Source organism: Streptococcus oricebi, from assembly GCF_017883985.1.
In the GTDB taxonomy this organism is placed as follows: domain Bacteria; phylum Bacillota; class Bacilli; order Lactobacillales; family Streptococcaceae; genus Streptococcus; species Streptococcus oricebi.
In genome coordinates, this window is record NZ_PRDG01000003.1 from 254101 (window position 1) to 277544 (window position 23444).

Annotated in this window: 20 protein-coding genes and 1 pseudogene; 6 read left to right on the top strand and 15 right to left on the bottom strand. The window is 44.1% G+C overall.

Annotated features, from left to right (window positions below; all coding sequences use genetic code 11):
- Nucleotides 1-192: 192 nt before the first annotated feature.
- The 4 genes from C4K46_RS06275 (at nt 193) to tpx (ending at nt 3315) form a co-directional block, all read left to right on the top strand.
- Nucleotides 193-912 carry a metal ABC transporter ATP-binding protein gene (locus C4K46_RS06275; RefSeq protein WP_209628041.1) on the top strand — a complete coding sequence of 240 codons (720 nt, stop codon included), beginning with the start codon at nt 193-195 and terminating at the stop codon, nt 910-912.
- Nucleotides 913-1755 carry a metal ABC transporter permease gene (locus C4K46_RS06280; RefSeq protein ID WP_209628042.1) on the top strand — a complete coding sequence of 281 codons (843 nt, stop codon included), beginning with the start codon at nt 913-915 and terminating at the stop codon, nt 1753-1755.
- A gap of 12 nt (nt 1756-1767) precedes the next feature.
- Nucleotides 1768-2697, top strand: coding sequence for a metal ABC transporter substrate-binding protein (locus tag C4K46_RS06285; protein ID WP_209628043.1), 930 nt, complete (start codon nt 1768-1770; stop codon nt 2695-2697).
- A 126-nt stretch (nt 2698-2823) separates the two neighbouring features.
- Nucleotides 2824-3315, top strand: a complete 492-nt coding sequence (gene tpx / locus C4K46_RS06290; RefSeq protein WP_209628044.1) for a thiol peroxidase — start codon at nt 2824-2826, stop codon at nt 3313-3315.
- Between the two features lie 269 nt (nt 3316-3584).
- On the opposite strand, the gene C4K46_RS06295 is transcribed toward tpx, so the two are convergent.
- From C4K46_RS06295 to C4K46_RS06335, 9 genes are all read right to left on the bottom strand, one after another.
- Entirely contained in the window at nt 3585-3959 is a 375-nt protein-coding gene (locus C4K46_RS06295; protein WP_209628045.1) for a hypothetical protein, read from the bottom strand.
- 45 nt (nt 3960-4004) lie between these two features.
- A complete protein-coding gene (locus C4K46_RS06300; RefSeq protein WP_209628046.1) occupies nt 4005-4532 on the bottom strand; it encodes a hypothetical protein in 528 nt (175 codons plus the stop codon).
- A gap of 45 nt (nt 4533-4577) precedes the next feature.
- Nucleotides 4578-5084 (bottom strand): hypothetical protein, encoded by a 507-nt coding sequence (locus tag C4K46_RS06305; protein WP_209628047.1) that lies wholly within the window; start codon nt 5082-5084, stop codon nt 4578-4580.
- Nucleotides 5085-5188: 104 nt separating this feature from the next.
- Nucleotides 5189-5731: a hypothetical protein gene (locus C4K46_RS06310; RefSeq protein ID WP_209628048.1), complete on the bottom strand. Its 543-nt coding sequence runs from the start codon at nt 5729-5731 to the stop codon at nt 5189-5191.
- A gap of 45 nt (nt 5732-5776) precedes the next feature.
- A complete protein-coding gene (locus C4K46_RS06315; protein ID WP_209628049.1) occupies nt 5777-6286 on the bottom strand; it encodes a hypothetical protein in 510 nt (169 codons plus the stop codon).
- Nucleotides 6286-7665: a polymorphic toxin type 44 domain-containing protein gene (locus C4K46_RS06320; protein ID WP_209628050.1), complete on the bottom strand. Its 1380-nt coding sequence runs from the start codon at nt 7663-7665 to the stop codon at nt 6286-6288. Before C4K46_RS06320 ends, C4K46_RS06315 begins: the two co-directional genes overlap by 1 nt.
- Nucleotides 7658-8026 carry a hypothetical protein gene (locus C4K46_RS06325; RefSeq protein ID WP_209628051.1) on the bottom strand — a complete coding sequence of 123 codons (369 nt, stop codon included), beginning with the start codon at nt 8024-8026 and terminating at the stop codon, nt 7658-7660. The genes C4K46_RS06320 and C4K46_RS06325 overlap by 8 nt, the downstream gene beginning before the upstream one ends.
- Nucleotides 8007-8303: a TIGR04197 family type VII secretion effector gene (locus C4K46_RS06330; RefSeq protein ID WP_209628052.1), complete on the bottom strand. Its 297-nt coding sequence runs from the start codon at nt 8301-8303 to the stop codon at nt 8007-8009. Before C4K46_RS06330 ends, C4K46_RS06325 begins: the two co-directional genes overlap by 20 nt.
- Nucleotides 8304-8366: 63 nt before the next feature.
- Nucleotides 8367-9458, bottom strand: coding sequence for a DUF3114 domain-containing protein (locus C4K46_RS06335; protein WP_209628053.1), 1092 nt, complete (start codon nt 9456-9458; stop codon nt 8367-8369).
- A gap of 118 nt (nt 9459-9576) precedes the next feature.
- Between C4K46_RS06335 and C4K46_RS06340 the strand changes: the two genes are divergently transcribed.
- Nucleotides 9577-10224 carry a metal-dependent transcriptional regulator gene (locus tag C4K46_RS06340; protein WP_209628054.1) on the top strand — a complete coding sequence of 216 codons (648 nt, stop codon included), beginning with the start codon at nt 9577-9579 and terminating at the stop codon, nt 10222-10224.
- A 103-nt stretch (nt 10225-10327) separates the two neighbouring features.
- Here the strand turns inward: C4K46_RS06340 and dtd are convergent, their stop codons facing one another.
- Both dtd and C4K46_RS06350 read right to left on the bottom strand, forming a co-directional pair.
- Nucleotides 10328-10771 carry a D-aminoacyl-tRNA deacylase gene (gene dtd, locus C4K46_RS06345; RefSeq protein ID WP_209628055.1) on the bottom strand — a complete coding sequence of 148 codons (444 nt, stop codon included), beginning with the start codon at nt 10769-10771 and terminating at the stop codon, nt 10328-10330.
- Between the two features lie 40 nt (nt 10772-10811).
- Nucleotides 10812-13028: a RelA/SpoT family protein gene (locus C4K46_RS06350; RefSeq protein ID WP_209628056.1), complete on the bottom strand. Its 2217-nt coding sequence runs from the start codon at nt 13026-13028 to the stop codon at nt 10812-10814.
- A 215-nt stretch (nt 13029-13243) separates the two neighbouring features.
- Between C4K46_RS06350 and C4K46_RS06355 the strand changes: the two are divergent.
- Nucleotides 13244-15433, top strand: a pseudogene (locus C4K46_RS06355) (bifunctional 2',3'-cyclic-nucleotide 2'-phosphodiesterase/3'-nucleotidase); the annotation flags it as partial.
- Between the two features lie 157 nt (nt 15434-15590).
- On the opposite strand, the gene C4K46_RS06360 reads toward C4K46_RS06355, so the two are convergent.
- The 4 genes from C4K46_RS06360 to C4K46_RS06375 form a co-directional block, all read right to left on the bottom strand.
- Entirely contained in the window at nt 15591-15959 is a 369-nt protein-coding gene (locus C4K46_RS06360; protein WP_209628057.1) for a DUF1033 family protein, read from the bottom strand.
- A 239-nt stretch (nt 15960-16198) separates the two neighbouring features.
- Nucleotides 16199-17260 (bottom strand): zinc-dependent alcohol dehydrogenase family protein, encoded by a 1062-nt coding sequence (locus tag C4K46_RS06365; RefSeq protein ID WP_209628058.1) that lies wholly within the window; start codon nt 17258-17260, stop codon nt 16199-16201.
- A 186-nt stretch (nt 17261-17446) separates the two neighbouring features.
- Nucleotides 17447-19864 carry a glycoside hydrolase family 68 protein gene (locus C4K46_RS06370; protein ID WP_245335148.1) on the bottom strand — a complete coding sequence of 806 codons (2418 nt, stop codon included), beginning with the start codon at nt 19862-19864 and terminating at the stop codon, nt 17447-17449.
- A 511-nt stretch (nt 19865-20375) separates the two neighbouring features.
- On the bottom strand, nt 20376-23165 hold the full coding sequence (locus tag C4K46_RS06375) for a glycoside hydrolase family 66 protein (RefSeq protein ID WP_209628059.1): 2790 nt from the start codon (nt 23163-23165) through the stop codon (nt 20376-20378).
- Nucleotides 23166-23444: the final 279 nt, after the last annotated feature.

The window sequence follows — 23444 nt, forward strand, 5'->3', positions numbered from 1 at the left end:
TTGGCTAGATAAGACTGGCTGAACCTTTCAGCGTCCTTTTCCTCCAGTTTGATTTTCCCGGAATAGTATTTTCTCCTATCCTAGCAAAAAAGAGGATAATAAGCAAACTTTTATCAAAAGTTTAGGGGATTTTTACAAAATTAACTTGACTTAATTTTTAAATTAAGTTATATTAAACTTAGAGGTAAAATTATGATTGATATCAAAGATTTAAGTGTTAGTTATCGCGATAGACTAGCCTTAGAAAAACTTTCTTTAAAAATTGTTGGTCCGACAATAACCGGAATTATCGGACCCAACGGGGCAGGTAAGTCCACCCTTTTAAAGGGTATGCTGGGCATTATTGACCATGAGGGGCAGACCCTACTAGATGACAAGCCCCTAGAAAAAGAGCTGGAAAATGTCGCCTATGTAGAGCAAAAGGTTAACATCGACTACAACTTCCCCATCAAGGTCAGAGAGTGTGTCTCCCTGGGACTCTATCCTAGGATTAAACTCTTTCGCAAGTTGAAGGCTAAGGACTGGGATAAGGTCGCTGCCGCTCTTGATTTGGTCGGCTTGACTGACTATGCTGACAGGCAGATTAGCCAACTTTCTGGCGGACAATTTCAGCGGGTTTTAATTGCTCGCTGCCTAGTCCAAGAAGCTGACTATATCTTTTTGGACGAGCCCTTTGTCGGGATTGACTCGGTCAGCGAAGAGATTATCATGGACACCCTGCGCCAACTAAGGGACCAGGGCAAGACCATTCTGATTGTCCACCACGATCTCAGCAAGGTGACCAGCTATTTTGATCAGATTATTCTCCTAAATGGTCATCTGGTTGCTGCCGGAGATGTTGAGACGACCTTCACTGAGAAAAACATGAAAGAGACCTATGGTTCTCAGATTTTTATGACGGGAGGTGTCTAGATGATTGCTGAATTTTTTGACGGCCTACAGAAGTTTCACTTCCTGCAAAATGCCCTGATTACAGCCATTGTCATCGGGATTGTGGCCGGAGCAGTTGGTTGCTTTATCATCCTGCGAGGTATGTCCTTGATGGGGGATGCCATTTCCCATGCAGTCCTACCAGGGGTAGCCCTTTCTTATATTTTAGGTATTAACTTCTTTATCGGAGCTATTATTTTCGGCCTGATGGCCTCGGTCATCATCACCTACATCAGGGGCAACTCTATTGTCAAAAGTGATACAGCGATTGGAATTACCTTCTCCTCCTTTCTAGCCTTGGGAGTTATCTTGATTGGGGTGGCCAATAGTTCGACCGACCTTTTCCATATTCTCTTTGGGAATATCCTGGCTGTTCAAGATCTGGATAAGTGGATTAGTATCGGAGTAGCTATCTTGGTTCTTTTGGTCATCTGGCTCTTTTTCAAGGAGCTCTTGATTACTTCTTTTGATCCCTTGCTAGCCCAGGCCATGGGCATGCCTGTCAACTTTTATCATTATTTACTGATGTTTATTTTAACCTTGGTTTCTGTGACCGCCATGCAAAGTGTGGGAACGATTTTGATTGTCGCTATGCTGATTACGCCAGCAGCAACCGCCTACCTCTACGCCAATAGCCTCAAGACCATGATTTTCCTATCATCTGGTCTGGGGGCCTTGGCCTCTGCTCTGGGACTTTTTATCGGCTATAGTTTCAATGTAGCAGCTGGTTCCAGCATCGTCCTTACCTCTGCCTTGATGTTTGCAATCAGCTTCTTCATCGCTCCCAAGAAGGGTGGTCTCAAAGCCAAATTTGCCAAAAAATAAAGAGGATGCATTATGAAAAAACTATTTATTTTAATCTCTAGCCTACTGGCCTGTCTGGTCTTGGTTGCCTGTTCAACATCTAAGAATAAGACTGCTAGCTCTGATAAATTAAGGGTCGTAGCTAGCAACTCTATCATTGCTGATATTACCAAAAATATCGCTGGAGATAAGATTAATCTCCATTCAATCGTCCCAATCGGCAAGGACCCTCACGAATATGAGCCCCTGCCCGAAGATGTCAAGAAGACCTCCCAGGCCGACTTGATTTTCTATAATGGTATCAACTTGGAAACTGGGGGTAATGCCTGGTTCACCAAGCTGGTCAAGAATGCTCAGAAAAAAGAAAACAAGGACTACTATGCAGTCAGTGACGGGGTGGATATTATCTATCTAGAAGGGCAAAACGAAAAGGGCAAGGAAGACCCCCATGCCTGGCTCAATCTGGAAAATGGTATCATCTATGCCCAAAATATTGCCAAGCGCTTGAGCGAAAAAGATCCTAAAAACAAGGACTTTTATGAAAAAAATCTCAAGGCCTACACTGAGAAATTGACCAAATTAGACCAGGAAGCCAAGGAGAAATTCAAGAATATCCCAGAGGATAAGAAGATGATTGTCACCAGCGAAGGTTGCTTCAAATACTTCTCCAAGGCCTACCAAGTGCCTTCTGCCTACATCTGGGAAATCAATACTGAAGAAGAAGGAACCCCTGACCAAATCAAGAATTTGGTTGAAAAACTCCGCCAAACCAAGGTCCCATCTCTCTTTGTCGAATCCAGTGTCGATGAACGTCCGATGAAGACCGTCTCCAAGGATACCAATATTCCTATCTATTCCAAAATCTTCACCGACTCTATTGCCGAAGAGGGCAAGGACGGAGATAGCTACTACTCCATGATGAAGTGGAACTTGGATAAGATTGCCGAAGGCTTGGCTAAATAAAGAAAGAGCTCTGATAAATCAGGGCTCTTTTTTACTAGCACAAGGGAAAATTTCCAAACAAATCATTTAGAAAGCTCTTTCAAAATATAGTACAATAGGGATAGAACTTTTATTGGAGGATTTTTTATGACAACCTTTCTTGGAAATCCTGTAAGCTTTACAGGTCAACAACCACAAGTCGGTGACACGGCTCCTGACTTCTCCCTTACTACTACCGACCTCAGCAAGAAAAGCCTAGCTGACTTCGCTGGCAAAAAGAAGGTTTTGAGCATCATTCCATCTATTGATACCGGGGTTTGCTCGACCCAAACTCGCCGTTTTAATCAAGAACTGTCCGATTTGGACAATACAGTGGTCATCACCATTTCAGTTGACCTGCCTTTTGCCCAAGGGAAATGGTGTGCTGCTGAGGGAATTGAAAATGCGATTATGCTTTCTGACTACTTCGACCACTCTTTTGGTCGCGACTATGCCCTCTTAATCAATGAATGGCACCTATTGGCACGCGCTGTACTCGTTCTTGATGAAAATAATAAGATTACCTATGCCGAGTATGTCGACAATATCAATACCGAACCTGACTATCAGGCAGCTATTGAGGCGGTTAAAAGCCTCTAAGAAAATAAAATCCTAGCTTTGAGGGCTAGGATTTTTGTATGATGTGATGGTCCAACATTGAGACAAGGAAATGAAATCATTTATTAGGTCCTTTCTTACCAGCCACTAGCGATATTGAAGCCATGTAGTATAACGAATTGTTTTATTAGAGAGATTCGTAATTTTTATCGTATAAGGATTTGGAGCTCCTGCGTCAAACAGATATTCTCTTTTTTTATCAATAATGATCCCCTTATTTGTTAAGGTAATTCCATGTAATTGCTTATTATCTAGGTTTTTATAACTATTTCGCTCGTCTTGATAAGTAGCCTTGCTTTTTTTACATCAAAGGTGAGTTTGTTTTCCTCATCATACCAAACATCCTGCCCTGTTAATAACAACCGTCCACCGTCCTGATTATCAAAATATAATTCTGTAACTGGATCAGCACCTTCATCTTTAGGCTTCACTTTAATTTCTATTGTCTGATTAGGTTGCAGAGTTTTAGGCTGACCGCTTTGATAAAAGATGTAATAAGCCCCCCAACCAAGCACTAGAATATAAATTAAGAACAGCCACGTTCTTTTTTTCTTGGACAAATAAAGAGCTGGGACAATAAGCAAAAGTAAGACCAATGGAATGAACAACCAAAGAATGTAAATCATTTGTTATGTCCTTTCTTGTAAGCATCAAAGCCGTCTTGGAGATTTTTACCGATTGGTCACCGTTGCTTTAAAATGAGCTGGTTTGTTAGAAAGATTTTTGATTATAAGGTAATATTTTTTAGAGTTAGTCACTCCAAACAGTCTTTTCCCCTTAGATTGAATAATTAAATTTTGACCTTTTAAATAAACATCTTGCTGAGGAGAATTTTCTAGTTCTTGTTTCTGTTTTTCTCCGGAATCCCAATTATAACTTGTGACTTTTTGAGTCTTTGTATCATAAGATATAAATTTATTCCGTTCTTCTCCTATATATTCTTTCCAACTACGTCTAGGACTATTAGATAATTGTAACTTGGCTCCATTCAAATTATCAAGCTCCAATTCTGAACTATAATCGGGTTGATTGGTTAAAGAATTCACCTCTATTTTGACACTTTCTCCAGGTCTGAGAGTGTATTTGCCATAATTTAATCCACCGACAACGATATAGACGATAAAAAGAAGAACTACAATCAGAAAACCCGAACAGCCTATATTCCACTTGTTCCATTTTTTACCAATCGTATTTTTCATTTCACACTCTCCCTATAGGCATTTATGCCATCTTGGATAAGATTATTATCGATTTGTAACCGTTGCTTTGAAATGGGCAGTTTTATTAGAAAGATTTTTTACTTTAATGGTATAATTCCTTCCTGAATCTATATAAAAAATCTTCTCACCTTTGACTTTTAAAATAATCCCATCCTTGGTTAAATAAATATCGTTAATTGGTGAATTCTTTACAAGTTCTTCTTTGTAGTCTTCGCTTTTTTCAACCAATTTACTAACAGTCTGATTTTCCACATCATAAAAAATACCACTTCTACTATCTTTCCATACTAAACTACCAGAAAATTTTAATTTCTCACCTCCTAGCTCTTTTAAAATCAGTCTTGTAGAAGATTCCTGAAAATTTAGGTTTGGGTTGACTTTTATTTCTATTGTTTCTCCCACTTGTACTGTATATTTTCCTGTATTATTCAACCAAAAAGCAAAGGCTACACTAGTCATAACGACTGCAACAAGAAAGAGAGAACAACCCATATTCCAACTATTCTGTTTCTTATATGTTTGTTTAATCATGGTGGCTCCTCTTACTCATCAGAAAAGAAATCCTAAGGGAAAGAAAAAATAGAAGCAAGAGTAATAATAAAAATGAAATCATTTGCTGTGTCCTCTACTATAATCTATCTGAACACTTCAAATGCATTATAGTGTATTTTTTTGTTTGACAAATTTTTGATTCTCACTTTATAAGTCTTATTTTCTGTCGTAGAAAACGTGTACTTTCTTTTTTTATCAATAATGATACCCTTATTTGTTAAGGTAATTCCGTGCGAATGGTTATCATTTAAAATTTTTCGATAACCGGCCTGGCTATCCCAATAAGACACTTCCTTTTCTTTTATATTAAATTGTAAATCATGTTCTTTTTCATGCCATGAATCACGGCCTGTTAATAGTAACTGACCTCCGTCCAGATTATCAATATACAATTCGGTAATGGGCTCCAGTCCCTCTGTATTGGGCCTAATTTCAATTTCCACACTTTGACCAGGTTGCAAAATATCAGGTTGGTCGCTTTGATAAAAAATATAATAGGCTCCCCAACCAAACACTAGAAGATAAATCAAGAACAACCATTTTCTTTTTTTCTTGGGCACATAAAAATTTGGGACAATAAGCAAAAGTAAGACCAATGGAATTAACAACCAAAGAATATAAATCATTTGTTATGTCCTTTCTTATAAGCATCAATGCCGTCTTGGAGATTTTTACCGATTGGTCACCGTTGCTTTAAAATCAATGATTTTGTCTGACAAATTTTTAATCTCAATCGAATAATTTTTTCCAGAGTTAATATTTATTGTTTTCTTACCTTTAAATTGCATTATAATCCCGTCTTTATCCAAATATATATCATTGGTTTTAAGATTTTCAACTTGTTGTTTCTGAATTCCTTGACTTGTCTGGATATATTTGGTTATAGTTTGTTCTTCCGTATTGTAATAAGTATCTGTATTCTCATCTCTCCAGACTGAACTTCCCATCAATTTTAGCTTTCCACCACTTAGATTATTAATCGTTATTTCTGTTGAACCCTCTTCTTGTTTAAGATTAGGGCGTATATTTATTTTAGCAACCTCCCCAGGATTCAGAGTATATTTCCCTAAATTTGATACCCCCAAAATAAGTCCAACTAATACAACAATAAAAACAGCTAATGAAACAAAACAACCCCGATTTTTCTTTTTTTGTTTTTCTTTAATAGTCAACTCTGGCATTACTTTCTCCTTTTATAAGCATCAATTCCATCTTGGATAGACTTAGCATCTCCTGCATTATCCCCATAGTTGCCCTCAAGAAGATTTTCCATATATTTTTGGATATCTTTATCGGAAATGACCTGAGCCAGACCTGCGCTAGACTTTAAATAACCGTCAGGCATGCCCAAATACTCTTTTCCAACATAGCCATAGAGGTAATTTCCTAGATAGTCTGGCTTCATGCCCTTTTCCCATTGGCGTCCCCAGACGGAAAATTTATAGCTATCGCTATAATTTCGCGTTTTTAAATCTAGCGGCTGACCTGTATTGACTAAACCTACAAAAGCTAAGTTGTCCCTAAAAAAATCATGAGTACGTTCACTCTTTATAGTAACGTTATCCACTCTGATTTCAGCCTTTCTTTCTCCTATATCTAGAATATCGTCCCCTAATTTTTGAGCTATTTTTTTAATATCAATCCCTGATTTTTGTACCTTTTCTCCTAGCTTATCTTCAATATCTCTAACTCTCTGGTCATTTGTTGCATTCCACTTTCCCTCTTTGGGCTTATAACTTTTTCTTTCTTTCCAATACTCATCAAAGGCTTTTTTATTGATAGCATATAGAAAATCTTCATAAGCCTTGACGATTTTATCGGTCTTATCTACGGCTGTAGCAGTGCTTTTCTTAATCTGAGCCACCTTTTTTTGAAGTTTTTTCTCTTCTTTTTCTATCTTAGCTTTCTGAATCGCTTCTTGGTGCTGGGTCTTGATTTGGTCGATTTTTTTACTCCAGTCAGGCTGACTGGTGACTGCTGGAAAGCTACCAGCAAAGTGGGATAGGTCAGTTGAAATTTGGCCTAGTCCTGTTTGGACGGCCGTTTCGAGCTCAGAGATATTGGTCAATACCTGCGGAGCGGCTTGGAGAAAGCTGTTGAGCTTGCGTAATTTTTCGAGTTTTTCATCTCGCTGGGTCTTAATCCCCTCCATTTTAGTCGAAAAGCTCTGGAGGGTAGCAGGCTTAGTGTCAGGGGACTTGGACATCATATTATAGGCATTTAGGAGAGAGTGCAGGGAATTGTCCAAATTGGCTATATCTCTTTCGAGAACCTCACTGTCCAAATCTTCTGCTCCAACCATAGACTGGTAGAGGTCGGAAAGGGCAACTCCGGCCTGTCCCAGTTGCTCAACTAAAAGGCTAGCTCCTTGAGCTGCGGGAACTAAGATTGATTTGGAGTAGCTCTGGGCATTGCTGTAGGCTGCCCCTTTAAGGGCGGTTTCTGCGATAAAGTCTTGCAGGGCCTTTTGAATGGCACTATAGGACTGGGCCTGGCTCTGCATGACTTGGGCGATACTAGTCCCTTGAGTTTCTAAGGCTTGGTAAAATACTTTAGCCATTTTTTTCTTCCTCCTCTTGCTGGTAAAGACGACGGCGCTTATAGTGAAGGCTATCTAGTTGGTCTTCCAAGTCGTATCTTTGCTTTTTAAGCTCCTCGCGACTATCCTGAAAATCTTGGGCAATTTGGCCTTCTAAGACCCTAAAATCTGCCAAGATTTCCAGCTGTTTCATCTCTTCCTTGGGCGGGCGGACTTCCAGCTCCATTTTTTGCAAGTAGGAAAAACCTTGGGCAAACTGGCTTAAAGTCCCCTCCTCCCGCTTATCTAGGTCAATCTGGGCCTGATAGGTCTCTTCAATCGCCTCCTCTAGCTGATTGATTTCCTTTTCAAGGCTGGCTAGCTTAGTCTTGGGCTTGTCCATGGGCGGGCTGCTCCTTTATTTGACGGCTTAACAGGGCATCGGCGGCATCAAAGTCACTAGCCACTGTCTGAAGGGCTTGAACAAAGTCAACCTCCTGCTGGGACAGTTCCTGAGACCGGCTCTGAGCTCGACTCAGATAGGCCTGTAAGTCGCTATTGGTCTGGAATTGGCTCTGATTATCTAAAGTCGCTTCTCCAATCAGAGTCAGATTATTTGCAGCTTGAACGATTGCCTGGGCGTGTTGGCCCGCTAGCTGGGAATTACTTGCAATAGTCATCCTAATCCTCCTAAAAGACGTTTTTTATAGTATAGCATAGTTCTCTTTTTTTAGACAATTTTTTTAAAATCGCCTGAAAAAGAGGCGGCTCAAGATTTTTCTAAACCGAGAAAACCGCCACCAGGGCTCTTTTAGCAGGTCCTTAAAGTCCCGACAAGCCTGGTCAACACAGGCCTTGTTACTCTTACCGGCCTGGGCATAGTAGCCTTTAGGAGCTAGGTAACCATGCTGACTCTTATCATACTTAGGGGCTCGAAAACGCTGACCTTGATTTTTAACAACCCTGTCTCGAAAGGCGGGATCCCAGAGGGCTGGGGGCTTGACATCGTAGCGGGTATGGGATTTTTGATTTTGGACGGAATCATCCTGACCATAGTTAAAGCTGGCCCCATTGACAATACCGTTGATACTGGCCCCTTCTGGGTCGATTTCATTGAGAAAATTTCCAGCTGCATCTAGGATAAACTCGGTATGAAAATTCATCAGAATTTTATAGTTGGCCTGATAGGCTTGACCGCTGGGATAGACAGCTTGACCAGCCTCATCAATATAGGCCTTATTATGCAGACGAGCAGACGGCCCAATGGCATAGGAGAGTTTCTTATCACTTCTAAAATAGGCAGCCAGAGCTTGACTATCGGTCATGGCTCCTTTTCGATAGTGGTCTCGTACCCACTGGGCCTGCTGGGCTGAGATGACATAGCGAAATTGGTGGAGCTGGCGCTTTAGTATCTCCTCTTCTCCTCTACTGGTAAAGGTCTCGGCAGGAAAGGCCCGGCGGAGTAGGCTGGAAAATTCAGCCCAAAAGGGATCGGCTGGACTCAGAGCAGGGTCTATCCGTTCGACTAGCTCCTGGGCCTCCCTTTGACTGCCGGTTAATTCCTGGGGCATGCCCAGATAAGTCATGGCTAGTCGTAAAAGTTGGCGGGCTCTTTCTTGAGAGGCCCCTTGACTATCCAGTCGCCATAGCTTTTTAAAGAGACGGCTCCCAAAAAGGCGGAGACTGGCCAAGGCTAAAGTCCAGTCCTCTAAACTAGGCAAGTCCGCCAGCTCTTCTTGATAGAGACTAGCAGCCTTCCTAGACCAACCTTCTGCTTGCAGAATTTTTCCTTCTTCTTCTAACTTGGCTTGAAGCTGATGATGGTTTTCTTTCATAGTAGGCTCCTCCCCTCCTCTTTCCATCTTTTCTTACCTATTATAACACAGAAGCCCAAGGTTTATTATTAGGTCTATTTTTGATATACTAGTAGTAGAAAAGACAAAGAGGTCCACCATGACGCCAAATAAAGAAGACTATCTCAAATGTATCTACGAGATTAGTACCCATACCCAGAAAATCACCAATAAAGAAATCGCCCAGCTCATGCAGGTCTCGCCACCAGCCGTAACCGAAATGATTAAGAAAATGCTGGCTGAAAACCTGCTTGTCAAGGACAAGAAGCGGGGCTATAAACTAACCCAGCTAGGCTTGGAGCTGGTCTCTGAACTCTACCGCAAGCACCGCTTAATCGAGGTCTTTCTGGTCAATCATCTGGGCTATACAACCGATGAAATCCATGAAGAAGCCGAGGTCTTGGAGCATACCGTCTCTGAACGCTTTGTCGAACGCCTGGATCAAATGCTTGATTTTCCCGAGACCTGTCCTCATGGGGGAACAGTTCCAGCCAAGGGTCAACTCCTGGTTGAACAATACCAGCTAACCCTGGAAGCGGCCAAGGAGGCGGGAAACTATATCCTGCGCCGGGTCCATGATGACTTTGAGCTCCTCAAATACTTGGAAAAGCAGGAACTAAAAATCGGGGACCAAATTCGCCTTATCCACTACGACCCCTATACCCAAGTCTACCTGCTGGAAGTCAAGGACCAGGAAATCCAGGTCGGCCCCCTAATCGCCCAACAAATCTATGTCGAAAAATGCTAGAAGCCCTAAAGACGGCCCTACTAGCTTGATCGAGTCCATAACAAAAAGAGCCTGTCAGTCTCAGCCAGTTCTTCAACTGGCTGGGGCTGACTCGGGCTCTTTTTTACTTGTTTTTACTGTCTAAAAGAATGGTGACTGGACCGTCATTGACTAGCTCTACCTTCATATCCGCCCCAAAAACACCTGTCTGGACCGGGAGGTCCTGGGCCAGAAGACGATTAAAATCCTCATAGAGAATCCGAGCCACATCAGGGGCAGCCGCCCCAATAAAGGCGGGCCGATTTCCTTTTTTGCTATTGGCATAGAGGGTAAACTGGGAAACCGATAAAATCTGACCTTGAATATCTCGGATGGACAAGTTCATCTTGCCAGCTGAATCTTCAAAAATCCGCATATCCCTGATTTTACGACTAGTGTAGAGCAGGTCCTCTAACTCATCATCCGGCCCAAAGCCTACCAAGAGGAGCAGACCCTGCTCGATTGCGGCCTGGACTTGCCCCTCAATGGTGACAGAGGCTCTCTTTACTCTCTGAATGACTACTTTCATCTCTTAGCTACCTCCATTTTCCTCTTTCTGTGGGACTAATTTAACCGTTGGTCCGCTTGACCGAGTAAACCTCTGGGACACTCTTAATCTTATCCACCACTGTGGTGAGGGTAGACAGGTTGGCAATCCCAAAGGAAACATGGATATTAGCAAATTTCATATCCTTGGTCGGTTGGGCATTGACCGTTGAGATGTTCTTGGTGGTATTGGATAGAACCTGCAAGACATCGTTGAGTAGGCCACTGCGATTGAGGCCATAAATGTCGATATGGGCCATGTATTCCTTGCTGCTATTATTGTCCTCCCATTCGACATCAATCAGACGTTGTTCATAATTGTCCTGGGCCTTGAGGTTCATGCAGTCCATCCGGTGGATGGCCACCCCTCGTCCCTTGGTGATGTAGCCGACAATTTCATCTCCAGGTACAGGATTACAACATTTGGCAATCCGAATCAAGAGACCTGATGCCCCTTGAATAACCACGCCCCCCTCATGCTTGACCTTGAGGGTATCCTTATTTTCCCGCTTGACCTCTCCTCCTTTAACCAACTCTTCTGCCTCGGCCCTGGCCTTGGCCCTCTCTTCTTCCCGCCTTTCCTTTTCAGTCAGACGGTTGAAGATGGAAATCGCACTGATTTCACCAAAACCAATTGCCGCAAAGAGGGCTTCTTCGGTCTTGTAGCTGGTCTTTTGGAGTAACTCTTCCATGTGCTTGCGATCCAAATAGCGGTTAGCCACATAGCCCTGCTCCTGAAATTGATTTTGGAGTAGTTCCCGGCCCTTGGAAATGGAGAGTTCCTTGTCTTGATTTTTGAAAAATTGACGGATTTTATTGCGGGCCTTGCTGGTTTTTACTAGGCCAATCCAGTCCCGGCTAGGTCCAAAGGAGTTGGAGCTGGTGATGATTTCAACCTGGTCTCCTGTCCGCAATTTGGTGGTCAAGGGAACCATGCGACCATTGACCTTGGCCCCGGTCGCCCGCTCTCCAACCTTGGTGTGAATCTCATAGGCAAAGTCGATTGGGCCTGAGTCCTTGGGCAGGGCCCGAACCGAACCATCTGGGGTAAAGACATAAATCTCTTCGGCCAGATAGTTTTCCTTGACCGAGTCAACAAATTCCTTGGCGTCACCTGACTCAGCCTGCAATTCCATCAGTTCATTGATCCAGTTCATCCCGATAGCTGACTCACGACTATCTACCTTGCCCTTGACCCCTTTTTTATAGGCCCAGTGGGCAGCTACCCCGTACTCGGCTACCTCGTGCATTTCCTTGGTCCGAATCTGAAATTCAATCGGTCCCTTGGGACCATAAACGGTAGTATGGATAGACTGGTATCCATTGGCCTTGCGGTTGGCAATATAGTCTTTGAAACGACCCGGCATGGGTTTCCAGAGCTCATGGATATAGCCCAACATGGCATAGACATCACTCTGGGTCTCCAGGATACAGCGAATGGCAATCAGGTCATAAATCTCATCAAAGCGCTTCTTCTTATCCTGCATCTTGCGGTAGATAGAGTAGATGTGCTTGGGCCGACCATAGATTTGGCCATGGAGATGGCGTTCTCCAGCATAGGTCTCAATCTTATAGACGACCTCCTCTACTAGGGCCTCCCGCTCCCGTCGTTTTTCCTTCATCAGATGGGAAATCTTGTAAAACTCGGTTTCGTTCAAGTAGCGAAAGGAAAGGTCCTCCAACTCCCACTTGACACTGGAAATCCCCAGACGATGAGCCAGCGGGGCATAGATTTCCATGGTTTCCCGCGAAATCCTTTCCTGTTTGTCCTTACGCAGGTGTTTGAGAGTCCGCATATTGTGGAGACGGTCGGCTAGCTTGACCAAGATGACCCGAATGTCCTGGGACATGGCCATGAGCATCTTGCGATGGTTTTCGGCTAGCTGTTCTTCGTGGGACTTGTACTTGACCTTCCCTAGCTTGGTCACCCCGTCCACAATCGCCCTTACATCATGGCCAAATTCCCGCTCCAAATCATCTAGATTGGCCTTGGTATCCTCAACTACATCATGCAAAAAACCACAGGCCACCGTTACCGCATCCAGTTTTAACTGGGCAAGAATCCCCGCCACCTGAATGGGATGAACGATATAGGGCTCTCCTGATTTACGAAATTGACCGCTATGGCAGTCGACAGCATAAACCAGCGCCTTTTGAACGAAGGCCACATCTTCTGCTGCTAAATACTTTCTGGTCAGAGCGACAACTTGGTCCCCTGTTAAATTCACTTCTTTTGGCATCTTTACTCTCCAGTTCTTCTTACCATTTTAACACTTTTAAGCCAAGAATAAAACCTCTTAGACCTATAATTCTAGTGGCAAGGGGAAAAGTAGATAGAAGCAGAAAGTCTTCCTCTTCTAGTCCTATTGATGAAGGTAGGCTCATATTGTATAATGAAAATTGGGAACTGCTCAATTAAGCAGCAGTCTCTTCCGAGGAAGAAAGTTTCCAAGACAATAGCGAGACGAAACAAGCCGTCCTTGCTCAAGCAGAACAAGCCCAGCTTGACCAAGCAGACCTAGCTCCAATCGAAGGGCAAAAGGTAGACGTCCGAATCCTGGCTACAACAGACCTTCATACCAATCTGGTCAATTATGATTACTATCAGGATAAGCCCGTTGAAACCTTAGGGCTAGCCAAGACTGCCTTACTCATTGAAGAAGCAAAAAAAGAAAATGCCAATGTCCTTCTGGTCGACAATGGTGACACCATTCAAGGGACACCCCTAGGTACTTACAAGGCCATTGTCCAGCCGATTGCTGAAGGGGAGCAACACCCCATGTATGCTGCCTTAGAGGCCTTGGGTTTTGAAGCGGGAACCCTGGGTAATCATGAATTTAACTACGGCTTGGACTATCTTAAAAAGGTAATTGCCACGGCCGGCATGCCCATTGTCAATGCCAATGTAATCGATAAAAAAACCGGAAACTTTCTCTATGAACCCTACAAGATTATCAATAAGACTTTCACAGATACCGAGGGGCACAAGGTTAGCCTCAAGATTGGAGTAACTGGGATTGTCCCTCCACAAATCCTCAGCTGGGACAAGGCTCATCTGGAAGGTAAGATTGAGGTCAAGGATTCGGTTGAGGCCATTCAAGATATCCTGCCAGTCATGCGCCGGGCTGGGGCAGACATTACTCTGGTCCTCTCCCATTCTGGTATCGGAGATGATAAGTACGAAAAGGGGGAGGAAAATGAGGGCTATCAAATCGCCAGCCTCCCCGGTGTTGACGCGGTGGTCACTGGTCATTCCCATGCCGAATTTCCTAGCGGAAATGGAACAGGCTTTTATGAAAAATATAAGGGCGTGGACGGAGTTAATGGTAAGATTAACGGCACACCAGTTACCATGGCTGGTAAATATGGCGATCACTTGGGCGTCATTGACCTCAATCTGACCTATAGAGAGGGCAAATGGCAGGTTAGCAATAGCAAGGGCTCTATCCGCAAGGTCGACAGCAAGTCAAATCTTGCGGATCAGCGCGTCATTGATATTGCCAAACCTGCTCATGAAGGCACAATTACATACGTCCGCCAGCAAGTGGGGCAGACAACCGCTCCTATCACCATCTACTTCTCCTTGGTCAAGGACGATCCGTCTGTCCAAATCGTTAACAATGCTCAGCTCTGGTATGCCAAAAATGAACTCAAAGGAACGACTGAGGCCGAGCTACCCCTGCTATCTGCTGCGGCTCCTTTCAAGGCCGGAACTCGTGGCGATGCCAGTGCCTATACGGATATAGCAGCGGGGCCTATTGCAATCAAGAATGTAGCTGACCTCTATCTCTACGATAATGTCACAGCTATCCTCAAAGTAACTGGAGCCCAACTCAAGGAATGGCTAGAAATGTCGGCAGGCCAGTTCAATCGGATTGACCCTAACAAGAAGGAAGCTCAAGAACTAGTCAATACTAACTATCGAACCTATAATTTTGATGTTATCGATGGGGTCAGCTATAAATTCGATATTACCCAGCCCAATAAATATGACCGGGAAGGTAAGCTAGTAAATCCTCAAGCCAGCCGGGTACGCGATCTCCAATACCAAGGTAGAGATGTGGATCCGCAACAAGAATTTATCGTTGTTACCAACAACTATCGGGCCAATGGAAAATTCCCAGGAGTCAGAGAGGCCAGTCTCAATCGTCTCCTAAATCTCGAAAATCGGCAGGCCATTATCAACTATATCCTGGCCGTGAAAACCATCAATCCTACAGCTGATTACAACTGGGGTTTCAGCGATACCATCAAAGGCTTGGATATCCGCTTTTTAACTGCCGATCATGCCAAAGATTTGATTGCCGGCCAGTCTGACATTAGCTACTTGGGCCCTTCTCAAACTAGTCCAGGTTTTGGAGAATTTAGATACAATTATATCGAGCCGAGCCAAGAAAATGTCCCTCTTGTTCAGCCAAGCAAGGGAAAGAAGGAAACTAACTCTGGTTCAGTTCTGCGCTTGACTAGCTCCCAACAAGAAATCATTTTGCCAAACACTAGTCCAACAACTAACCCTCAAAGAATGAAACAAGGCCAAGAAGAACTTCCAGCAACTGGTCAGCAGGATTCTCTGCTTAGCCTAGTAGGCCTAACTATTATGAGCGCCTTTTCTTACCTAGTTACAAGGTACAAAGAAAAGAATTAGACAAAATCTGATAGATAAGAGGCAGGTTGATGGCTCCACAAGAAAGAAGGCATAACATCCAGCTGGATGTTATGCCTTTTTCTTAGACTTGGGCTGACTCTCTTTTAAACCTAGTCCCTATAAAATAGTATAAGGCTGGGTTTACTCCCAACCTTACTTAGTCTTTGATACCTATCCCACAAATCCGATGTTTCTCAGTAGCATTTTGCTTATCATAGCCAGGGCGGAATTTGGCTTTCGGAATTTTCTGCTCGTCTTCAAGCAAAGCCAAGGAATGGTACTGCTGGACATACTCATCACATTCCTCGCACCAGCGCTGGTCCTTGGGATCCCAAAAAATAGTCATCAAATCACTACGACTCTTGTAACGCGGTGATTGCTCTGACAATTTTATCCATGCTCTTTTATAATATTTCAAAGCGTCATAATAATGCTCAAAAGAGCGATTGCTAACAATATCTTTCTCCCAACCGTCTAAAAACCACCAAGGTTCATAATCCCCATACATTTCTACCACACGATACAATTTTCTCACATCCTTCATTACCGTATATTATATAGGAAATCGAGGCATTTTAAAAAAGATATGCTCAAAAGGGGAGAAAAAGACCCGGCCTCAAGGCCAAACAAGGGGAGCAAGGAAAAAGACTTCCCAGTCCTAGAAAGTCTTATCTGTCTCGGCTCTTCTCTAGCTTTTATCCAAGCTTAAAAGGCTCTGAGATGAGCTTAAAATCATCTCAGAACCTTAAGTGACTTACTAGTCAATCATGTTTGGGGTGAAATGTCATTTTCAATAATGACCTTAATAGCTTGGTGCTTGGCAGCCTCTGAAAAGACTTCATAAGCTTTTTCAATCTCGCTCAACTTGAAGTAATGGGTTACTAACTTTTCAGGGGCAATCTTATGACCTTCCAGAGCTTTTAAGAGCTGAGGTGTCGTATTGGTAGAGACCAGACCCGTAGTGACCTGGATATTGCGTATCCACAACTTATCCAAATCAAAGCTAACTGGCCGACCATGGACTCCAGCATTGGCAATAGTGCCGTCTATCCCAATAATCTTTTGGCAGAGGTCAAAACTGGCTGGAATCCCCACCGCCTCAATCGCTACATCCACCCCACGATTATCAGTCAGGGCATAGACTTGCTCAATCGCCTGCTGGGCATCTGAAGCATTGACCTTGTGGGTGGCACCGAAAGAGAGGGCCCTATCTAGCCGATTCTCATCCAAGTCAATCATGATGAGCTTACTTGGAGAGTAAAATTGGGCTGTCAAGAGGGCTGCTAAACCGACAGGACCCGAGCCGACAATGGCCACAGTCGAACCAGGGCTGATCTGGCCTTTTAAAACCCCGATTTCATAGCCAGTCGGTAGAATATCTGATAGCATGACCAGGGCCTCATCAGATAGGCCTTCAGGTGTGTGATAGAGGGTGTTATCCGCATGCGGTACCCGCAAATACTCTGCCTGCATCCCATCAATCAGATGACCAAAAATCCAACCTCCTTCATCCTCACAGTGGGCATAGATGCCTTTCTTGCAGTAATAACACTTGCCACAAGCACAGACACAGGAAATCAAGACCTTGTCTCCCTTTTTGAAATTGGTCACTGCACTACCAACTTCCTCAACAAGGCCAATCCCCTCATGACCCAAAATTCGACCGCTCTCCACCGCTGGGACATCTCCCTTGATGATATGGAGGTCGGTCCCACAAATAGTGGTTTTCACTAGGCGAACCAGGGCATCTGTCGGCTTTTGAATCAGTGGTTTATCCACATCGACAAACTGGGCCAAACCTGGCTTGACATAAGTATAAGCTTTCATAAGCTCTCCTTTCTAGCTAGTGGATTTTCTTAGCTCTATTTTATAACTTTTTCAGTTTTCTTGCAAGCGCTTTCCTGTTTTCTTAAACTGGTTTCTTTTTTTGTTTGTTTAGGTCCTTATTAAAAAACTGAAAAAAGAGCTGAGATGACTCTCAACTCCTCTTTTTTTATAGGGCTAAGCAAAAACTTAGTCTCGTTCTTCTTTCCTGCGATAGGCTGCACCAGCAAATACTACTCCGACAAGACCAGCAATACCAGCCAGGATAGAGGCTTGGGTAGCTACTGTTCCAGTAGAAGGGAGGGCAGAAGCCTTAGCTAGGTCTGGATTTTGACCGTCTTTTCCATTCTTACTGTTTGCCAGTCCACTTGGATCCTTGGAATTAGCCAGTTGACTAGCTGCCAAGTTTCTAGTAGCTGCTCCTTGACCACCATTTGGATCGTTTGGATCATAGTCAGCTGGAATCACAAGCTCACCTGGATCGTAGACTAGAGGTGCGACAAGGCTAGCTCCACTATTATCCTTCTTAGGATCTGCTGGATCGTCAATTGGCTTGTGGTCCTTGAGGTTGTAACCGATTAGTTCCCAATCCACATAATAGTCTTCATTTGGAAGTTTGGCTGTTTCTAGAGTACCAACCATATCTTGGCTCTCACTACCTTCATCCCAAATCCAGTCCCCTTGTTGGGTCATCTTGGCTAGAACACGAGTTGTACCGTCTGGTAGGATTTTAACCAAGAAACTTGGTCCCCAGCTAGCCTTATTTTCAGGACCAGCCACACCATTACGGTTGGTGATGTAAGAGGTCATCAAGACCGTATCGTTTGAGCCTTCAACTGGAACAGCAAAGTAAGAATAGGTCGCTGTTCTCCAGTCAGCAGGAACGGTCGCAGTCAGAACGACACCAGACTCATTCAGAGGCTTGTAGCCACCTAGGAGACTATCAGAAACGTAACCAATCATGGCAACATTGTCTCCAATGGCCTTGTTGGCTGCTTCCCAGGCATCATCATTACTTCCCCGATTGAGACGAGTTGCCGCAAAGAGGTAGTATTTACCATTCAACTGAACCAAACTTGGACGTTCAATTTCGTCGCTGACCATATTGGCTGTAATCAAAGGACTATAAACCTTGTCTACCTTAGGAGCCTTCTCATCATTGGTTAATTTGATGATTCCTAGAGAGGCATTGGCCCAGCTAGCCCGGCTCTTAATATCTGGATTATTGATGACTTGGAAGAGATTCTTGATATTTTCGGCAGCCGTTCCGCCATAATTCTTCCAGTTGTAAACCTGGTCTTCACCCTGGTAGTTTTCGGTTCCGGTACTGGATTCAAAGATAATATAGCGGTCCCCATTTTCATCTTCCACGATATGGGCATCCCGCATGGCTGTATTATCCGCTCCTCGGTTGGTTTCCTTCCACTGATCATAGGTTTGATAGTGGTAGCCATCCCCCTCAAAGATAACCTGGTCATTTTCAGTTGACTTGATCCAGACATCCTTGTCATTATGTTCAAGATTGAGGGTGATAGAGGCCAATTTTTGGTGGTTGGTTCCTTCGCTACCATCAACTTGGGTATAGTAGAGCTGGATAGAGCCGTCCTTGTTGACAATGGCTGAACCAGACCATTGTTGCAGGTTCTCACTTAGACCATAACCAAAGATAGAGCCTGCATTCTTCCAGTTTTGTAGATTGTTGTCCCCATACTTATTGTAAACCAAGTAGAGGTGGTTGTCATTGGTACCAGGAACCCCCATCATGGCAACAGCCAGTTGGTAACCATTCCAGTTAGCCACCAGCTTGGTCCGAACATCCTGAACTGGCCAAGAATCCCAAACTTCCAATTCTTCTACCTTGCCTGATTGGGCATTGCGAGTAGTAGCTGCATCCATATTTCTAATGGCATCCGCCTTAAAGAAAGGAATAGCATAGCGGGGGTCTTGATCAATCAAGGATTGGGCAATATCTGCAAAATTCTTGTAGGTCATTCGAGTACCAGCTTCCGCTGTATCATCGACTCGGACCCTGTTGAGGGCCTCGATTTGGACATCGGTTAACTGATCCAACTGGGCATCTGTAAATCCAGCCTCAGCCACCAACTTTTGAGCTGTCTCTCCCAGTCTTCCATAGTTGGAGCTGGTATAATTTGGAGCAGCTACTGGTGCCTGCTTGGTGTCCGTCAGAACTTCTGGGCTCTCGCCAGTCTTAAGCGAATTTGCATTCTGCTTGTTAGTTCCCTTGTCAGAGACACTAGCTTCTTGGGCTGGATTAGCTGTTTCTGCTACTTCCTTGCCTGCCGGCTGGTCCGCTGGAGTAGGAGCCTCTTGGGCTTTTTCAGGACTAGCTGCTGGGGCTACTTCTGCGGCGGCTGGAGCATTGTAGACTGGTCCTGTTGCAGGAGCCTGACCTTCATCAACCACTACCTGCTTTTCCTCAGTTGGAGCTTGAGCTGCTGGAGCATCTGGAACTCCCTCTGCTGGAGCAGGGGCAGTTTCCTCAGCCAACACTTGGTTGGCACTTGCTAGGCCGACAGCAATACTTGCTACCACCCAGAACTTCCCCTTCTTGTACATCTTTTTCTTCGACGTGTCTTGTCTTTTCATCGGCATTAACCTCCTTTGCCTTTTACACAAACTAAGACTTGGTGGATACACACCTGTCTATCCTCCCCCATTATAATATTTTAAATTTACAAGTTCAATAGAAAATGGTAAAAATTCTGAATTTTCTAAAATACAACACATTTACAAACAGTCTGTCCATAAAAATAAAAAAGAGCCCAAGTGACCACTCAATCGTTTGATAAGGTGGGCTTTCGAGCTCTTCCTAATCTGTCCTTTTCAAGCCAAATTAGACAGTTAGTTTTTCAGATAAAAAAATTTATTTGAACATTATGGGACAATTATCTGTTCTTTAAAAAACAGATAGGGCTTAAAGAAAACTTTATTCCCCTTTATTTTGAGGAAATCGTAAAAATTCCGCAAAAGACCTTGTTCAAATGAAAAAATTAAAACTTTTACTTTTATCTATGAAAGCTATATAAAAATGAAGATGAAAGCAGGCAGATTAGGTTTTCCTGGCCTTCACATTCCCCTAACAAAAAGGGGGCTTCTCTTAGTCTGGTAGGTAGATCATGTCCCAGAGGGTGAGTCGAGGAACTTGAATCAGGAGACCGTAGCTTCCATCTCTCTTGACAACTCGAGCTTTGACTTGTTTCATATCTCCCTTGAGCCAGTCATCGGGTGAGCTAACGTAGACAGACTTGGCTTTTTTCTCAGCCTCTTGCTTGGTCAGGCCGGTCAAAGGATAATAAACAGTTAGGTTTCTTTCTTCCTTGGGCCGTTTATTTTCCGATAGACCGGCCTTATTGGTCCAGTCCGAGTTGATTCCTTGCAGATTGATGAGCTGGATGGTTTGAAAGCCCGGTCCCTTCTTGGTAAAGGTCCAGACTTGGTGACCACAGATGCCCGATTTTTCAGGGTCATTATTATCATCAAAGGAGACTTGCCGGCCAGAACGATTAAAGACCTTGGCTAGGACCTGATCGTTTTCTACCCCATCTCCCCGCAAGAGATTTTGATAGGCGGTGATAAATTGCTGGTAGTTATAGAGCTTACGATTTAGCTCTTCAGAAACTTTCAAGCCCTGGCTGGCGTAGTAGGCCGCATCAAGAATCCCTACCCCGTACTTATGTTTAGAGTTGGCATTGGCGGCGACTGTCATGTGGTAGCCCCCAGCTGCTGCTACGGTCGCGTCCACTAAAAGGGCTGCGTCTGTCTGGAAATACTCATCCTTGGCTGAAGGATTACCGTCTCCTGGCAGTTCCATATAGGCTGCTACAATCAGGGATTTGCCAGATAGTTCCCTGACTTGGTCCACCAAGCGTTTCAAATCTCCATATTCGGTATGGAAACGCCCGGTTCCAGTCTTATTATCGTCCCGATCGCCATTGGCCCAGACCTCGGTGTAGACGACATCCTGCTTGGACTTGGCCAAATCCTTTAGTCCTTGACCGCCTACTGCATTTAAGGTGAAATACTTATTAGGAATCAGGTCCTTGACCCGATTGGTAAAGTGGGCATAGGTATCAGACATCAAAAAGGAATCACTGTTTTTCTTGCTCTGCCTTTGCTCTGAGGTATTGACGCGGGCATCCCCGATGGTGTCGCCCTGCCAACCATCAAAACCAGCCACATCCATGGCCTCCTGCATGGTTTTAGTGATGTAGTTCTGCCAGGAAGGACTGGCTGGATTGTAGTATTCCTGATAGACCTTTAGCTCTTCCCCCTCCTTTAACATGGGGTTGGTCATAGGGCTTCCCTTTTTACCAAAATAATTATCCTCATAGTTATAGACTAGCTGGTCATCTTTGACTGGAATGGCTGGATCAAAATTGGTCCGGGCGCTAATCATATTATAGAGCAGGGCCTTGGCCCCGTCTTGGTGACTCTGCTTGACCAAATCTTTAATAACCTGGCTATCTATCTGGGACTGACTCCACCAGTTCCACTCCTGCTTAAAGACCTGGTCCTCTTTTGAAAAGGGTTGAGTTGGGTGCTGGTAGACATCATAGTAAAAATGGGCATTGATATGCATATTTTTCATTTGTTCAAATTCCTTAGCATATCTGGCCTTGAGCTCAGGCTTATCTAAAATACTATTTTGGTAGTCTTCAGAGCCAGCCACCGTTCCATAACGAGGAAACTTGGTCCAATCGCTTTCAACAGACAAGCCCATAACCTTAGAAGCCATAAGCTGCCTTTGCTGGTCAAGAATGCTGACCTTGACTGCATAGCCAGTATCATTTTTCAGCCAAGAGGCTGGAATGGTGAAAAATTTCTGCAAACTAGCCTCTTTTTCCAAGGAAATCGAGTCTCCGCTCCTCAAAAAGACCTGAGCCTCGATAGCTGAGCCAAGTCTGCGCTGGGCATGATAGACTTCTAGCCGGGCTGTGATAATCTGATCTTGCTTACTGCTGTTAGCAAAGGAGAAGGAAACCGGTACATCCTGCCCCTCCTTAAAGGCCTGGAGGGTGCTGACCGGATCTGACAAGGTCTGATTGTGATCATAGCTATCCTTTATCTTTTCCACAGGGTCTTCGATAGAATTCGAGAAAGAAGCCTTGTCCTTTTTCTGCCGTGCCCTTTCCAGCAGTTCCTGGACCTGGTCTGGAGTCTTTAGGCCCCTTAACTCTCGATTAAAGACCGCTAAGTCTCTTTGACTTAAGCCTAGATTTTGCAGACGATGACTAGCCTCTTCTTTAGCCTTATTTAGAATAGGAAGTTTGTTTTGGTCTGATCGGTCTTGGGCTCGCTTTAGAATCTGGGTCAGGTCAGCCTGGCTTTGAGCCTGCCTAAGCTCCTCAGAAAAAACATCCCAATCCTTCATTCCTAGATCAAAGTCCTGCATTCTCTTTAAACTAGCCTCCCTTTTCTCGTCCAGAGAAGAAAGCGACTCAGGAGGTCCTGCCTCAGCCTTGGGCTCGGCCCCTTTGGGGTCTTCTTTTTTAGTCACCTCTCCCGAGGAAGCGACCTCGATTTTCTCCTCTTTTTCTCTTGCCAAATCCAGTTTATCTTTTGAACCAGCTTTTTCGCTAGCAGTCTTAGCCAAACCAGAATCCCAGCTAAGTTCTGGACCTTGCTGGTCCTGCCGGGCTGGGGATTGGGCTTGTCTGGCTTCTTCCTTAGAGCTCTGATTTTCCTGCTCCTGACCTTGCAAAGCCGATTCCTCCTGTCTGGACTGGCCACTCTTTTCTAGACTCAAGGCGTCTTGAACCTTTATTTGCTCTTCCTTGCTATCAGCAGCAAGCTCCGAAACTCCTAGATTGAGACTAAAGAAGAGTAAGAGCAAGGAGCATTTCCATAAATGTCCCTGCCTAGAATCTTGGCGACAATAGTTTTTCATCTAGCTACTCCTTCCAGCGGCTAAACCGCAGAATAAGCCTTCTTAATGATAATAGCCAGAACCTAGCCTACTTCCTTTTGGACGTAGGAGGCCATTGTCCCTTTCTCCCATACCAATGCAAGATGCCCAAACATAAAATTGGACACTCTTGCTGCCAATGTCCATATTATTGCAAATTTTTTGAATTTTTTCAAGTATTTTTGAAAAATAAAATCAAAAAAATAAAAATGGGAGTGGGACAGCTCCAATAGTCTGGGAGACTATTGGAGCTTGTGAATA

Bases quoted from the DNA above. Each gene is read 5' to 3' on its own strand.
- C4K46_RS06275 (WP_209628041.1), top strand. From the start codon at position 193: ATGATTGATATCAAAGATTTAAGTGTTAGTTATCGCGATAGACTAGCC.
- C4K46_RS06280 (WP_209628042.1), top strand. From the start codon at position 913: ATGATTGCTGAATTTTTTGACGGCCTACAGAAGTTTCACTTCCTGCAA.
- C4K46_RS06285 (WP_209628043.1), top strand. From the start codon at position 1,768: ATGAAAAAACTATTTATTTTAATCTCTAGCCTACTGGCCTGTCTGGTC.
- tpx (WP_209628044.1), top strand. From the start codon at position 2,824: ATGACAACCTTTCTTGGAAATCCTGTAAGCTTTACAGGTCAACAACCA.
- C4K46_RS06295 (WP_209628045.1), bottom strand. From the start codon at position 3,959: ATGATTTACATTCTTTGGTTGTTCATTCCATTGGTCTTACTTTTGCTT.
- C4K46_RS06300 (WP_209628046.1), bottom strand. From the start codon at position 4,532: ATGAAAAATACGATTGGTAAAAAATGGAACAAGTGGAATATAGGCTGT.
- C4K46_RS06305 (WP_209628047.1), bottom strand. From the start codon at position 5,084: ATGATTAAACAAACATATAAGAAACAGAATAGTTGGAATATGGGTTGT.
- C4K46_RS06310 (WP_209628048.1), bottom strand. From the start codon at position 5,731: ATGATTTATATTCTTTGGTTGTTAATTCCATTGGTCTTACTTTTGCTT.
- C4K46_RS06315 (WP_209628049.1), bottom strand. From the start codon at position 6,286: ATGCCAGAGTTGACTATTAAAGAAAAACAAAAAAAGAAAAATCGGGGT.
- C4K46_RS06320 (WP_209628050.1), bottom strand. From the start codon at position 7,665: ATGGCTAAAGTATTTTACCAAGCCTTAGAAACTCAAGGGACTAGTATC.
- C4K46_RS06325 (WP_209628051.1), bottom strand. From the start codon at position 8,026: ATGGACAAGCCCAAGACTAAGCTAGCCAGCCTTGAAAAGGAAATCAAT.
- C4K46_RS06330 (WP_209628052.1), bottom strand. From the start codon at position 8,303: ATGACTATTGCAAGTAATTCCCAGCTAGCGGGCCAACACGCCCAGGCA.
- C4K46_RS06335 (WP_209628053.1), bottom strand. From the start codon at position 9,458: ATGAAAGAAAACCATCATCAGCTTCAAGCCAAGTTAGAAGAAGAAGGA.
- C4K46_RS06340 (WP_209628054.1), top strand. From the start codon at position 9,577: ATGACGCCAAATAAAGAAGACTATCTCAAATGTATCTACGAGATTAGT.
- dtd (WP_209628055.1), bottom strand. From the start codon at position 10,771: ATGAAAGTAGTCATTCAGAGAGTAAAGAGAGCCTCTGTCACCATTGAG.
- C4K46_RS06350 (WP_209628056.1), bottom strand. From the start codon at position 13,028: ATGCCAAAAGAAGTGAATTTAACAGGGGACCAAGTTGTCGCTCTGACC.
- C4K46_RS06365 (WP_209628058.1), bottom strand. From the start codon at position 17,260: ATGAAAGCTTATACTTATGTCAAGCCAGGTTTGGCCCAGTTTGTCGAT.
- C4K46_RS06370 (WP_245335148.1), bottom strand. From the start codon at position 19,864: ATGAAAAGACAAGACACGTCGAAGAAAAAGATGTACAAGAAGGGGAAG.
- C4K46_RS06375 (WP_209628059.1), bottom strand. From the start codon at position 23,165: ATGAAAAACTATTGTCGCCAAGATTCTAGGCAGGGACATTTATGGAAA.